Source organism: Lentzea sp. (assembly GCF_036380075.1).
GTDB lineage: Bacteria > Actinomycetota > Actinomycetes > Mycobacteriales > Pseudonocardiaceae > Lentzea.
On the sequence record NZ_DASVFL010000338.1, the window covers coordinates 15,936 to 30,182 of the forward strand.

Annotated in this window: 7 protein-coding genes; 2 read left to right on the forward strand and 5 right to left on the reverse strand. The window is 69.8% G+C overall.

Annotation, left to right across the window (positions count from 1 at the left end):
• Positions 1-15: 15 nt before the first annotated feature.
• Positions 16-576: a snapalysin family zinc-dependent metalloprotease gene (locus VF330_RS36125; protein WP_330856234.1), complete on the reverse strand. Its 561-nt coding sequence runs from the start codon at positions 574-576 to the stop codon at positions 16-18.
• Between the two features lie 321 nt (positions 577-897).
• The gene (locus tag VF330_RS36130) at positions 898-1,860 is read right to left on the reverse strand and encodes a helix-turn-helix transcriptional regulator (protein WP_330856235.1); all 963 of its coding nucleotides are present in this window, start codon (positions 1,858-1,860) and stop codon (positions 898-900) included.
• 64 nt (positions 1,861-1,924) lie between these two features.
• Here VF330_RS36130 and VF330_RS36135 point away from each other — a divergent pair, with 64 nt between their 5' ends.
• Both VF330_RS36135 and VF330_RS36140 read left to right on the forward strand, forming a co-directional pair.
• A complete protein-coding gene (locus VF330_RS36135) occupies positions 1,925-2,866 on the forward strand; it encodes an alpha/beta hydrolase (protein WP_330856236.1) in 942 nt (313 codons plus the stop codon).
• Positions 2,867-3,093: 227 nt separating this feature from the next.
• Positions 3,094-4,389 carry a lytic transglycosylase domain-containing protein gene (locus VF330_RS36140; protein WP_330856237.1) on the forward strand — a complete coding sequence of 432 codons (1,296 nt, stop codon included), beginning with the start codon at positions 3,094-3,096 and terminating at the stop codon, positions 4,387-4,389.
• Between the two features lie 144 nt (positions 4,390-4,533).
• On the opposite strand, the gene VF330_RS36145 is transcribed toward VF330_RS36140, so the two are convergent.
• The 3 genes from VF330_RS36145 to VF330_RS36155 form a co-directional block, all read right to left on the reverse strand.
• Positions 4,534-11,850, reverse strand: a complete 7,317-nt coding sequence (locus VF330_RS36145) for an SdrD B-like domain-containing protein (RefSeq protein ID WP_330856238.1) — start codon at positions 11,848-11,850, stop codon at positions 4,534-4,536.
• 683 nt (positions 11,851-12,533) lie between these two features.
• Positions 12,534-13,136, reverse strand: a complete 603-nt coding sequence (locus tag VF330_RS36150) for a hypothetical protein (protein WP_330856239.1) — start codon at positions 13,134-13,136, stop codon at positions 12,534-12,536.
• Between the two features lie 251 nt (positions 13,137-13,387).
• Positions 13,388-14,206, reverse strand: a complete 819-nt coding sequence (locus VF330_RS36155; protein ID WP_330856240.1) for a class I SAM-dependent methyltransferase — start codon at positions 14,204-14,206, stop codon at positions 13,388-13,390.
• Positions 14,207-14,247 lie beyond the last annotated feature (41 nt).

Sequence of the window (14,247 nt, forward strand, 5' to 3'; positions counted from 1 at the left end):
CGCGGTCGTGGCCGATCAGGAGTGGACGGGGACCTGCTCGTAGATGGTCTTCCACTCGTAGGTGCCGGCGAAGCCGTTGGCCCACAGGGAGTTCACCCTGGACACCTCGGCGGAGTTCGGCGAGGCGACGGTGCACGACGTGCCGGGACCGCCGCCCGACATCAGCTCGGAGCACGGGCCGCTGTAGTGGTCGGGCAGGCCGAGGGCGTGCCCGGTCTCGTGCGCGGTGATGCGGGTGACGTAGTACTGCCGCGCCTGCGTGTAGTCGATGAAGATCGTGCCGCTGCCGTGGCCGTTGGTCGAGGCGTACGACCCGCGCGAGTCGTTGCCCTCGCGGTAGCGCAGGGTGGCCGCGCTGCGGTTCTCCACCAGCTTCACGTTGGACACCTTCGCGTTCCAGTTCGCCGCTCCCTGGCGGATGGCGCTCGCGAACGTGGGTGCGCTGCTGGTGTCGTAGTAGACGGTGACGGCCGCCGCGGTGATCGGGCCCTCGGCGGCGGACGCCTGGGCGGCCATGGGGGCGACGACGGTCGTGGCCGCGGCGAGCGCGACGGACAGGACGACTTTCTTGAACATGGTTCTCCTCGCTTGCAGGGTGCGAAGAATGGAACCTGGGGGGTTCCGCCACCCAACGTAAGGAACGCCGTCGCGCCCACTCGCCCGCCATTGGCGTGACGCGGCTCAGCGCTCTTGACGGTTGACGTTGCCCGCTATCCGGACGAAGGCGGCGAAAGACGCGGAAACGGGGCGAATGGCCGTCACGGTGCGTCATACCCTTCGCCCACCAGCGCGTGCACACGAATTTCTTGTTCAACAAGGCCGTCCCGGAAATCGATTCGGGCCGTCGTGGACTGATTCTCACATGCCCGCAACAAAGCCCGCGACAAACGCGTGCCGCTAGTTGTCGAGATCTCGGTCGTAGCGCGCGACGAGCGTCTTCCCGAGCGAAGCCAGATGGCCGCGTACCGCCGGCGGTCCGGTCACCTCCAGCCACTCGGCCAGCCCGGCGACCTCGCCCGCGAGGACCTGCTCGTCACTCCCGCGGATCACGACCTCGACGCGGCCGTCCTCGGCAGACCCCCCTACTTCGAGCCGGCCACCGAACGCGATCCGGAGCACGCCGATCCCGTGCGGCACGCACAACGCCCGGGCCTCGACCGGTGTGCGCCTGCGGTCGACCTCGTCGGCGATCTGCCGCCAGCTCCCGGCGAGGTCGAAGTCGCCGGGCCTCGCCACGGGGTCGTCCGTGAGCTGGACCGCCGACACGCGGTCGACCCGGAAGGTCCGCTCGCCGGCGACGGTTCCGGCGACGAGGTACCACGCCACCCCTTTGGCGACGAGGCCCAGCGGATGCACGGTCCTCTCGGTCGCCGCACCTTCGCGGTCGACGTAGCCGAGCCGCACCTGGACACCCCGGACCACCGCGTCCTGGAGTGCGTCGAGGAACGGTGGCGGCCGGTGCTCACCCCGGCCCGCCCCCCAGAGCCGCGGATCCACGACCACCGACGACGCGGCGGCCTCCGCCTGCGCCCGGAACGGCTCCGGCAGCGCGTGGACCAGCTTGCGCAGCGCGGCTTTCACCGCCGGCGTCGCGACCGAGGCCGGACCGGCGACCAGGAACAGGGCGCGCGCCTCGTTCTCGGTCAACCCGGACAGGTCGGTGCGCGCACCCCCGATCAGCCGCCAGCCCCCGCGCCGGCCCTGCACGGAGTAGACGGGCACGCCGGCCATCGCCAGGGCGTCGAGGTCGCGGCGGGCGGTGCGCTCGGAGACCTCCAGCTCCCGCGCGACCTCGACCGCCGTCACCTGCCCTCGGCGTTGCAGCAGGAGGAGGACGGCCACCAGCCGGTCGGTTCGCACTCCCCCGACTTTTCCACGAAAACCGGTCACAGGTTGACCTGTTTCGGTCGTCAGGATGGCGTCCATGATCTTCACCGATTTCCCGGAACCCACCTTCGTCGAGGTCAACGGCGTGGAGCTCGAAGTCTTCGAAGCGGGACGGCAGAACGCCGGCAAGCCGGTCGTGCTGTGCCACGGCTGGCCGGAGCTGGCCTTCTCGTGGCGCCACCAGATGCCGGCTCTCGTCGAGGCGGGCTACCACGTCATCGCACCGAACCAGCGGGGCTACGGCCGCTCGTCGCGCCCGGCCGAGGTGACGGCCTACGACATCGAGCACCTGTCGGACGACCTGGCCGGCCTCCTCGACCACTACGGCTACGACGACGCGACGTTCGTCGGCCACGACTGGGGCGCGCTGGTCTGCTGGGGCCTCGCCGTGCTGCACCCGGACCGCGTGGACAAGGTGATCGCGCTGAGCGTCCCGTACCCCGACCGCGGCGACAAGCCGTGGGTCGAGCTCATCGAGGACCTGCTCGGCAGCGACTTCTACTACGTCCACTTCAACCGGCACCCCGGCGTCGCGGACGCCGTCTTCGACGCGAACACCCACCGGTTCCTGCGCAACCTGTACCGGAAGGACGAACCGCCCCGCCCGCCCGCGCCGGGCGTGGCGATGATCGAGCTCGCCAAGACCCCGGCCCCGCTCGGCGAACCCTTGATGAGCGACGACGAACTGGCCGTCTACGTGTCCGCCTTCGAGTCGTCCGGGTTCACCGGCGGCATCAACTGGTACCGCAACTCCACCCGCAACTGGCACCGGCTGGCCGACGTGCCCCCGGTCGTGCACCGGCCGGCGCTCATGATCTACGGCGACCGGGACGTCGTCCCGCAGTCGCCGACGCTGACGCACTTCGTGCCCGACGTCGAGGTCGTCACGCTCGACAGCGGTCACTGGATCCAGCAGGAACGGCCGGACGAGACGACCAGGGTGATCCTGGAGTGGCTGGGGCGGCACGACTCCCCCTAGCCGTTGCCGACCACGACGTCGCTCCGCAGAAGACTGTCCAGAGCGCACGTGAGAGTGGCGCATGTTTGTTGCGCGGGAAGGAAAACTACTGTCGGTTCGCGGCTTCGCCCGAGCACGCCACACGCTTGAGCGAAGTGGAGCTTTCCGTGCTGCGGCGGTCCGCACGGGGCTGGTAGACGGGAGGGAGAAGCAGTGTGCCCGACCTTCTTCTGCGACAGGGAGTTCCCGTGTTTCGCAAGTCCCTCTCACGACGGTGCTCGCAGCCGACGACGCGAATCGCTCTCACGCTGGTGATGCTGGCGTCGGCCGGCGCGAGCACGCCGTGGTACGCGCCGCCGGACACGGCTTCGTCCTCTCCTGACGAGCCGCCCCGGACAGCGTTGAGCTCGGCCGGCTGGGACCACGGCGCCGCGTGGGTGCCGGCCGCCGAGGTGGTCGAGCAGCGGGCCGCCGCACCCGTGGTGGCGGCGGTGAAGCCGGGTCCCGGGCACGGGGCGGTCGTCGCGCCCGGTGCCGGGGTGCAGGGCATTCCCGGCAACGTGCTCGGCGCCTACCGGGCGGCCGCCGAGTTCGCCGCGCGGACTTCGCCGCGGTGCAACCTGCCCTGGCACCTGCTGGCGTCGATCGGGCGCATCGAGTCCAGGCACGCCCGCGGTGGGCGGACCGATGCGGCGGGGACCACCAGTCCGGCGATTCTGGGGCCGGTTCTGGCCGGTGGGCCCGGGATGGCGGCGATCCGCGACACCGATGGCGGGCGCTGGGACGGTGACGGTCAGTGGGACCGTGCGGTCGGGCCGATGCAGTTCATCCCCGGAACGTGGGCGTACTACGGGACTGACGGCAACGGTGACGGGATCGCCAGTCCCCACAACGTGTTCGACGCCACCGCGGCGGCGGCCAGGTACCTGTGTTCGGGCGGGCTGGACATGTCGCGGCCGAACGACGCGCGCGCGGCGGTGTTCCGCTACAACCACTCCGATTCGTACGTGCGCACCGTGATCGCGTGGAGCGAGGCGTACGCGACGGGAGCCCGTGAGGTGCCCGCGGCGCTGGTGGACCACGCGGTCGACCAGACAGCACGGCCGCCGGCGCCCGCGGTGGCCGTGGTGTCCAAGCCCGGCAAGGAGAACGTGGCCGCGCCGAAGCCCGAGACCGCGAAGCCCGACGCCCCCAAGCCTGACGCCCCCAAGCCCGAGACGTCCAAGCCGGAGAAGCCCAAGCCGGCGGAGACGCCTGCCGTGGCTGCGGCGGCGGCACCGGTGGCTGTCGCTCCGGCGGCCCCGGTCGCGCAGGAGAAGCCCCTGCAGCCCAAGCCTTCGCGGCGACCGACGTGGTTGGACGGGATCGCCGCTCCGCTGCTGAAGATCTGCCTCAAGAAGCTGAGCCGGCCGCGTGAGACCGACTCGGCGCTCGACCAGCGCTGCACCGCCGTCATCCGCGACGCCCTGAACGAGGGAATCGTCACCGAGCAGGAAGTCGCCGAGCAGAAGGCTCCCGCGACGAAGCCGGTCCAGCCCCGCTGAAGCCAGCGCAGAACCAGGAACTGTTCGCCCCGGCCGGAGTTTCCGGCCGGGGCGAACTGCTTGTGCACCCGGGACCTGTTCCCGGACAAGGGAACGGGCCGTTCCGCCGGCTGCGGAACGGCCCCTCCCCCGTCGGTCAGACGGTCACTCCTCCCGGCGCCTCGTCACCAGCACCAGGAACGCGCCCGCCAGCAGCAGTGCCAGACCACCGGACAGCGGGCCCCACAGCGACGCACCGGTCCACGCCAGCGGCGGGTTCGGGTGGTGCGGGTGCGGCTTCGGCTGCGGCCCCGGGTTCGGCGGCTGCGGGCCGGGCGGGGTGGCCTTCGGCGCCAGGCCGGCGTCGAGGGTCAGGTCCACCCGGTTGCCCGCTCCCAGCTTCACCACGCGGGTGCAGCCGGACTTCGGGTCCGCGTCGGAGTCGACCGCGTTGTCACCGGCGCCCTGCTTCGTGAGCGGGCGTCCCGCGACGAGGCCGGTGATCGGGTCGGCGTTGAAGCAGACCTTGTACTCACCGTCCTCCAGACCGTCGAACAAGTACTTGCCGGACTTGTCCGTCACGGTCTGCGCGACCGGCTTGCCGTTGCCGTCCTGGAGGAACACCGGCAGGTTCGGCACGCCGGGTTCGCCGGCGTCCTGGATGCCGTTGCCGTTGTCGTCGGACCACACGAAGTCACCCAGGCGGTTCGTCGGCTTCACGAGGCCGAGGTCCACGTCGAGGTTCGTCCGGTTGCCCACGCCGACGGTGACGGGGTCGCTGCACCCGGTCGCGGGGTCCGCGTCCGAGTCCTTCGCACCGTCCGTGCCCTGCCTCGCCTTGGCCGGCAGGTGACCGGCGTACGCGGCGGGCAGCGCGGAGAGGTCGAAGCACACCGTGTAGGTGCCGTCCGGGATGTCCGGGAAGAGGTACTTCCCGTTCCCGTCGGTCTTGACCGGCTGACCCACGGGGTTGCCCTTGTCGTCGACCAGCTTCACCGTCACGCCAGGCACTCCGGGTTCACCGGCGTCCTGGATCCCGTTGCGGTTCGTGTCGGACCAGACGAAGTCACCGATCTTGTTCGGCGGGGCCACGAGGCCCGCGTCGACGGTGAGGTTCTCCCGCCGGCCGACTCCCACGGTGACGGCGGGTGCGCAGTCCACCGCGGGATCCGAGTCCTTCGACCTGTCGTCGCCCTCCTGGTTGCGGGTGAGGGTGTAGTCCTTCACCGCGGCAGGCAGGTTCTTCACGTCGAAGCACACGGTGTACGTGCCGTCCGGCATGCCCTCGAAGAGGTACTTGCCGTTCGCGTCGGTCGTGGTGGTCTTGCCGTTGCTCAGCTTGACCGTCACGCCCGCGACACCCGGTTCGCCCTCGTCCTGCAGACCGTTCTTGTCCAGGTCGTGCCAGACGAAGTCGCCGATCCGGTTGACCGGCGCCGAGATGCCCATGTCCACCGAGGTGTCCACGCGCTTGTCGATGTTCAGCGTCACCGGGTTCGCGCACCCGGTCGCGACGTCCGCGTCGGAGTCCTTCGCGTCGTCACCACCCGCGTTCTGGTTGGTCACCTGGTAGTCCGCGTACTTCGCGGGCAGGGTCGCCACGTCGAAGCACACCGTGTAGGTGCCGTCCGGCAGGTCGCCGAACTCGTACCTGCCGTTCGCATCCGTCGTCGTGGTCGCGCCGGTCTCCTTGAGGGTGAACTTCACGCCCTCGACACCGGGCTCGCCCGGATCCTGGACGCCGTTGCCGTTCACGTCGTCCCAGACGAAGTCGCCGAGCTTGTTCGGCGGCGGCACGAGACCCGCGTCCACGTCGAGGTCCTCGCGCTTGCCGGGCCCGACCTCGACCTCCGCCGAGCACCCCGTGGCGGGGTTCGCGTCGGAGTTCCTGGCGGGGTCGGCACCACCGGTCGTCGTGAGCTGGTAGTCGCGCACGTTCGCCGGCAGGGTCGAGAGGTCGAAGCAGACGGTGTAGCTGCCGTCGGCCATGCCCTCGAACAGGTACTTGCCGTTCTCGTCGGTCTTCGTGGTCTTGCCGTCGCTCAACTTGACCGTGACACCCGGGACGGCGGGTTCGCCCTCGTCCTGGAGCCCGTTCTTGTTGCTGTCGACCCAGACGTAGTCACCGATGCGGTTCACCGGCGGCGCGATGCCGAGGTCGACCGTCAGGTCCTCCGGCTTGTCGACGTTCACCGTCACCGGCTCCGCGCACCCGGTCGCCGGGTCGGCGTCCGAGTCCTTCGCGTCGTCGCCCTGGTTCGGTGCGACGGCCTGGAAGTCGGCGTACTGACCCGGAAGGGTGTCCAGGTCGAAGCACACCGTGTACGTGCCGTCCGGCAGTCCGGTGAACTCGTACTTGCCGTCGGCGTCCGTGGTGGTGGTCGCGCCCGTGCTGAGCTTGACCGTCACGCCTGCCACGCCGGGTTCGCCGGCGTCCTGCAGACCGTTCTTGTTGGTGTCCGACCAGACGAAGTCACCGATCTTGTTCGGCGGCCTCAGACCGGCGTCGATCGTCGGGTCCTGCCGCTTGTTCGGTCCCAGCGACGTGGGTGCCGAGCAGCCGTCCGCCCCGATGTTCGAGTCCTTCGCGGAGTCGCCACCGGCGGTCTGCCGGGTGGGCAGGTAACCCTGGTACTGCGCGGGCAGGTTCGCCACGTCGAAGCACACCGTGTAGGTGCCGTCGGCGAGGTTGTCGAAGGCGTACTTGCCGTTCGCGTCCGTGGTCGTGGTCTCGCCGGTCTCCTTGAGAGTGACCGTCACGCCCGCGATGCCCGGCTCACCCGCGTCCTGGACGCCGTTGCGGTTGGTGTCGGCCCAGACGAAGTCGCCCAGACCGTTCGGCGGCGCCACGATGCCGAGGTCGACGTCGAGGTTCTCGCGCTTGCCGGGTCCGACCTGGACCTCCGCCGCGCAGCCCGTGACCGGGTCGGCGTCGGAGTCCCGCGTGTCGTCACCGGCGTTCGCCGTCGTGGCCAGCAGGTCGTCCGGCAGGCTCGTGAGGTCGAAGCAGACGGTGTACGTGCCGTCCTGGATCCCCTCGAACAGGTACCTGCCCTGCTCGTCGGTCTTCGTCGTCGTGCCGTCGCCGAGCTTGACGGTGACGCCGGGGACACCCGGCTCTCCCTCGTCCTGCAGGCCGTTCTTGTTCAGGTCGCTCCAGACGAAGTCGCCGATGCGGTTGACCGGGGGCGCGATGCCCAGGTCGATCGTCAGGTCCTCCGGCTTGTCGACGTTCAAGGTCGTCGACGGGGCACACCCGGTCGCCGGATCGGCGTCCGAGTCCTTCGCGTCGTCACCCTGGTTCGGTGCGACGGCCTGGAAGTCCGCGTACTGGCCCGGCAGGTTGTCCAGGTCGAAGCACACCGTGTACGTGCCATCGGGCAGCCCTGCGAACTCGTACTTGCCGTTCGCGTCCGTCGTCGTGGTCGCGCCCGTGTTCAGCTTGACCGTGACACCGGGAACGCCCGGCTCGCCCGCGTCCTGCAGACCGTTCTTGTTCGAGTCGACCCACACGAAGTCACCGAGCTTGTTCGGCGGCCGCAGACCCGCGTCGATCGTGAGATCCGAACGCCGGTTCGGTCCCAGCGACGTGGGTGCCGAGCAGCCGTCCGCCCCGATGTTCGAGTCCTTCGCGGAGTCGCCACCGGCGGTCTGCCGGGTGGGCAGGTAGCCCTGGTACTGCGCGGGCAGGTTCGTCACGTCGAAGCACACCGTGTAGGTGCCGTCCGGCAGGTCGGTGAACCCGTACTCGCCGTTCGCGTCCGTCACGGTGGTGCGGTCGCCGGCCTTCACCGTCACGCCCGGGATGCCGGGTTCGCCGTCGTCCTGGACGCCGTTGCGGTTGGTGTCGGCCCAGACGAAGTCGCCGAGCACGTTCGGCGGCGACACGAGACCCAGGTCGATCGTCAGGTTCTCGCGCTTGCCGGCGCCGACCTCGACCTCCGGCGCGCAGCCCGTGACCGGGTCCGCGTCCGAGTCGAGCGTGTCGTCACCCGCGTTCGCCTGGGTGGCCAGGAAGTCCGACGGCAGCGTCGCCAGGTCGAAGCAGACGGTGTACCGGCCGTCGGGCACGCCCTCGAACAGGTACTTGCCGTTCTCGTCCGTCGTGGTCGTCTTGCCGTCGCTCAGCTTGACCGTCACGCCTGCCACGCCGGGTTCGCCGGCGTCCTGCAGGCCGTTCTTGTCCAGGTCGTTCCAGACGAAGTCGCCGATGCGGTTGACCGGGGGCGCGATGCCCAGGTCGATCGTCAGGTCCTCCGGCTTGTCGACGTTCAGCGTCGTCGGCTCCGCGCACCCCGTGGCCGGATCGGCGTCGGAGTCCTTGGCGTCGTCATTGCCCGCGTTCGCGGCCACGGCCTGGAAGTCGGCGTACTGGCCCGGCAGGTTCGCCACGTCGAAGCACACCGTGTACGTGCCATCGGGCAGCCCGGCGAACTCGTACTTGCCGTTCGCGTCCGTCGTCGTGGTCGCACCGGTGTTCAGCTTGACCGTGACACCGGGGACACCCGGCTCGCCCGCGTCCTGCAGACCGTTCTTGTTGCTGTCGACCCACACGAAGTCACCGAGCTTGTTCGGCGGCCGCAGACCCGCGTCGATCGTCAGGTCCTCGCGGCTGTTCGGTCCCAGGGTCGTCGGAGCCGAGCAGCCGTCGGCACCGATGTTCGAGTCCTTGGTGACGTCACCGGCCGCGGCCTGCCTCGTCGGGAGATAGCCCTGGTACTGCGCGGGCAGGTTCGCGACGTCGAAGCACACCGTGTAGGTGCCGTTGGGCAGGTCGGCGAACTCGTACTTGCCGCCGGCGTCCGTGGTCGTGGTGGCGCCGTTGCTCAGCTTCACCGTCACGCCCCCGATGCCCGGCTCACCGGCGTCCTGGACGCCGTTGCGGTTGGTGTCGGCCCAGACGAAGTCGCCGAGCCTGTTCGGCGGTTCCACGACGCCCAGGTCGACGTCGAGGTTGACCCGCTTGCCCGGCCCGACCTCGACCGGCAGCGCGCAGCCCGTCAACGGGTCCGCGTCGGAGTCGACCGCGTTGTCCCCGGCCATCGCCTTGGTGGCCCGGTAGTCCGACGGCAGCGTCGAGAGGTCGAAGCAGACCGTGTACCGGCCGTCGGGCATGCCCTCGAAGAGGTACTTGCCCTGGTCGTCCGTCGTGGTCGTCCTGCCGTCGCTCAGCCTGACGGTGACGCCCGGAACGCCCGGCTCGCCCGCGTCCTGCAGACCGTTCTTGTTGGTGTCGACCCAGACGAAGTCACCGATCCGGTTGACCGGCGCGACGATGCCCAGGTCGATCGTCAGGTCCTCCGGCTTGTCGACGTTCAGCGTCGTCGCCGGCGCGCAGCCCGTGGCCGGGTCGGCGTCGGAGTCGAGCGCGTCGTCGCCCTTGTCGCGTGAGGTGGCCACGAAGTCCGCGTACTGACCGGGCAGCGTGGTCAGGTCGAAGCAGACCGTGTACGTGCCGTCCGGCAGACCCGCGAACTCGTACTTGCCGCCGGCGTCCGTCGTCGTGGTGGCGCCGGTGTTCAGCTTCACCGTCACGCCCCCGACACCCGGCTCACCGGCGTCCTGCAGACCGTTGCGGTTGGTGTCGGCCCAGACGAAGTCGCCGAGCCTGTTCGGCGGCCGCAGACCCGCGTCGATGGTCGGGTCCTCGCGGTTGGCCGGTCCCAGGGTGGTGGGAGCCGAGCACCCGTCGGCACCGATGTTCGAGTCCTTCGCGGAGTCGCCACCGGCGGTCTGCCGCGTGGGCAGGTAGCCCCGGTACTGCGCGGGCAGGTTCGCCACGTCGAAGCACACCGTGTACGTGCCGTCGGGCAGCTTGTCGAACAGGTACTTGCCGTTCGCGTCGGTCGTGGTGGTGGCGCCGGTGTTCAGCTTCACCGTCACGCCCGCGACGGGCGGCTCACCGGCGTCCTGCACGCCGTTGCGGTTCGTGTCGATCCACACGTAGTCGCCGAGCTTGTTGCTGGGCGGCACCACGCCCGCGTCGAGCGTGAGGTCCTGGCGCTTGCCGGGGCCCACGGTCGTCGTCGCGGTGCAGCCGGTCGCGCCGTCCGCGTCGGAGTCCTTCGCGTCGTCACCGCCCGCGTCCCTGGGGCTGAACGCGTAGCCGCTCGGGAGCGTGAAGCAGACCGAGTACGTGCCGTCGTCGAGGCCCTGGAACAGGTACTTGCCGTCGGCGCCCGTCGTGGTGGTCGCGCCGTTGCTCAGCTTGACCGTGACGCCGGGCAGGCCGGGCTCCCCCGCGTCCTGGACACCGTTGCCGTTGGTGTCGGACCACACGAAGTCGCCGATCGAGTTCGTCGGCTTGACGATCAGACCGGCGTCGATCGTGAGGTCGGCGCGCTTGCCGATGCCGAGGGTGACCGCGGCGGTCACACCGTTCGCCTGCGCGTTCGAGTCGGTCGCGGTGTTGCCGCCGGCCAGCGGGGTGGTGAAGGAGCGGCCGGCGGGCGCGGTGAAGCGCACGCGGTACGACCCGTCGACGAGGTCGGTGAACAGGTACTTGCCCTGCGCGTTCGTCGTCGTGGTGTCGACCGTGCCGTCACCGTTGCCGTCGACCGGGTTGCCGTTCGCGTCGAGCAGCTCGACCTTGACGTTCGGGACGGCGGGCTCGTTCGCGTCCTGCACGCCGTTGCCGTTGGTGTCGAACCAGACGTAGTCGCCGAGCTGGTTGAGCTCCGGCAGGCGCAGCGACAGGATGTAGTGGTCCGAGGACTCGAGGTCGGTGCGCTGGTTGGGCATCAGCGCGACCTCGGTGTTGAACGTGTTCGCGCCGTTGACGCCGTCGGCGAGACCGTCACCCCGGTTCTGCCGGTAGAGCGACCCGGTGCCGTAGGGGTTGGCCGGGTAGCTCGACAGCGGGCGGACGTCCGTGTCCGTGCGGAACGTGACGCTGGAGAACGTGCCCTTCAGCACCACCGAGCCACATCCGGCCGTCTCGACCGTGGGCGTCTGGCGGTTCGTCCCGGTGTAGCGCACCGGGTTCTCGTTGCACGTGGCGTACGCGTTCGGGCTCGCCACCGTGAGGAGCTTGGGCTGGATCGCCAGGTTCGTGCGGCCCGGTGACGGGTCGGCGAGCGTGACGCCGGGGGTCAGCAGGGCGAGGTGGGTGCTCACGAACGAGCCGCGCGCCCACTCGGAGCTGCCGATCTGCTCGTACGCCTCGGCGAAGCCGCCCAGGCCGCTGATGTCCATCACCACGTCGGTGACGGGCTTGGAGAACGTCAGCGTGAACTGGCCGGTGGTGCCGCAGACGCCCTGGAAGTTCTGGTGCGCCGCGGTTCCGGGCGCGCCGTTGCAGTTCGAGGCGTTGCTCAACAGGCCGAGGCCGGGAAGGGAGGCCGGCGTGGGCCCGCCCGTGAACATCGCGGGCGTCGCGTTCTTCGTGCCGTGGTTGGTGCTGTTCGCGATGTAGTTGGTACCCGCCACCTGGCCTGCGCCGGGTGTGAAGTCGGCCGTCACGGTGACCGCTCCCGTGCTCACCGGGATCGTCGTCGTGGCTCTGTTGGTCGCTGTGGCACGAAAAAACGCGCATTGGTGGCAGCCGTGCCGGTGGAACCCGGGTTCACCAGTGTCCAAGCGTTGTTGAACACGTACTCCGCACCCGTCCCCGCGGCCGCGGGGACGGGTGCGGCCAGAGGGACCGCGACGGCTCCTGCGAACACCAGGGCCGATGTCACCACCAATGAGACTCCAGCCCGGAAAGGCTTGCGAGCCATCATCTTCCCTTCTTGAGGCAGTTTTCTCTACCTGGTAGGAGAAACCTGAAGAGCAAACAGGAAGGGAGGTTAGCGACTCGCCGACATTCACGATGGGCGCGTTCCGTAACCTCAACGGGTGTATTTCGACTACGCGCCGCAGTGACGTGAAGAGGAGTTTTGAAAATTGCTTCGCGTTCGCCGGACGAGGCCCGCCGAGGTGGAATTTTTCGCAAGCACGCAGGAAGAATGGCCGTCGTCGCGTGTTCAACAATCGTCTGCGGCGATCATCTCCAGACACACTCCCGCACGACACGGGCAATGCAAATGGAGTGCACCGCAAAAGAAACACACCGTCAGCCACCACCGGACCGGCCGGACGGGAAAAGCCCGGCTCGGTGGAAGCCGGCCGGGAACGCGCGGGTGACCGGGCCCGGCCGGAACCGGCACCCGGTCACCACGGCGGGGTCAGCCGAGCCTGAGCCCGAACTTCGCGATCACGGCGGCGGTGACGCCCGGCTTCGCCACGTCGACCAGCTGGACCGGGTTCTGCACCTGGAGCACGTCACCTGCCGGCGGGAACTTCTTCAGCACGCCGAGCAGCCCCACCGCGTCCTTCGTGGTCAGCTCCAGCGGTGTGGGGCTGACGGCCGGCAGGTTGAGCGTGACGCGCAGGTTGAGCGACAGGGCGTGCGTCAGCGTCGGGGGGATGCCGAGGTTGAGGCTCAGCACGCCGGTGGCCGAGGCGTCGAACGCCTCGGGCCTGATCGTCACGTCGCCCTGGGGCAGCTTGCCCGTGAGGTTCAGGTCGAGCACGCGCAGCCGCACCGTGCCGAGCGGGTTGATGTCGCTCGGCACCACCCGGACGACGAGGTCTCCGCGCAGGTCGACGGTCTGCGTGGTCGAGGCGACGGTGATCGCGACGCCGGGTGCCGACAGCTTCAGCGCGACCACCGCGCCGACCCGCGGCAGCAGCGAGGCGCTGGGAGCGGCCTGGGCGGGTGGTGCGGCCAGGGCGGTGAGTGCCGCCAGGCAGGTGATGGCTGCGATCTTGCGAGTAAGGACGCGCACTGCGGTTCTCCTCGAGCTCGGGCCGATGCCCTCCGCGCGGAGGGCATGTCCAGCGTGAGCCGCCACCACGACCGGCGGAACGGGGGTCCCCCCGCTGTCACCGGGGTTCATCCGTTGCCGCGACCGTCCATTGCGGACCGAGCAGGAAAGGCGGCGCCGCAACCGGTTCGGGCTCGACCCGGCCCGCCGAGAACTACCCGTCCAGGCGGTCAGGACAACTGAGAGTGTTGCCGCGCAGGCGAAGCGGCCGATCAGCCCGTGTGCGGCAGGGCGTTCGTCGCCACCAGCCCGAAGGTGGTGCTCGGCCCGAGCCGTTCGCCGATCCACTGCAGCGGACCGGCCTGCGTCGACCAGTAGCGGTCCACGCGCACCGAGGAGAACCTCGGAGCGAGCAACGCCTCCAGCGCCCGTTCGTCGACGCCGTCGCGGACCACGTGGTACTCCACCATGTCCCCCGGTTTGGTCTCGTCGTAGGCGCCCCGGACGCGGCGGACGAACGACGCCAGCCCGCGCGTCAGTCCCGGACGGCCCAGCCGCCAGGTGAAGTAGGCGCCGCGGTCCACCAGCACCGAGGCGCGGGTGCGCCGCGGGTACCACAACGGGTCCTGGTAGCTGACGAACGCGCCACCGGGCGCGATCTGCGACGTGTACTGCCGCACCGTCCGCAGGTAGTCGGGGATGTGGTGCAGCACGGACAGGCACAGCACGACGTCGAACGTGCCGAGCGAGGAGGCGGCCGTGCCGTCGTCGTCGTGCAGCACGTGGACGGACTTGTTGTGCCGGAAGCGGTCCGTCAGCGAGAGGGCGGCGTCCTGGCTCATCTCGGTGACCCACACCTCCGCCCCGAGCGCGGCGACGTGGTCGGTGAACGAGCCGTGCCCGGCGCCGACCTCCAGCACGCGGCAGTGGCCCCAGCGGTCGAGCACCTCGCGGACCACGTCGCGGCAGACCTCGATGACGCGCTGGTTCAGGTTCCGGTGTCGCAGGTGCGGAGATCCGGCCGTGTAGTCGAAACCGTTCTGGTAGGCCACACTCTGATGGCGTGCGACCTGTTCGGCGATGATCGTCATGGGTGCTCCTGCTTCCTGTGCGGTCGTCCTGGTGAAGTCCG

What these genes read in the sequence shown, in the direction of transcription:
- VF330_RS36125 (WP_330856234.1), bottom strand. Translation starts at nt 576, where the DNA reads ATGTTCAAGAAAGTCGTCCTGTCCGTCGCGCTCGCCGCGGCCACGACC.
- VF330_RS36135 (WP_330856236.1), top strand. Translation starts at nt 1,925, where the DNA reads ATGATCTTCACCGATTTCCCGGAACCCACCTTCGTCGAGGTCAACGGC.
- VF330_RS36155 (WP_330856240.1), bottom strand. Translation starts at nt 14,206, where the DNA reads ATGACGATCATCGCCGAACAGGTCGCACGCCATCAGAGTGTGGCCTAC.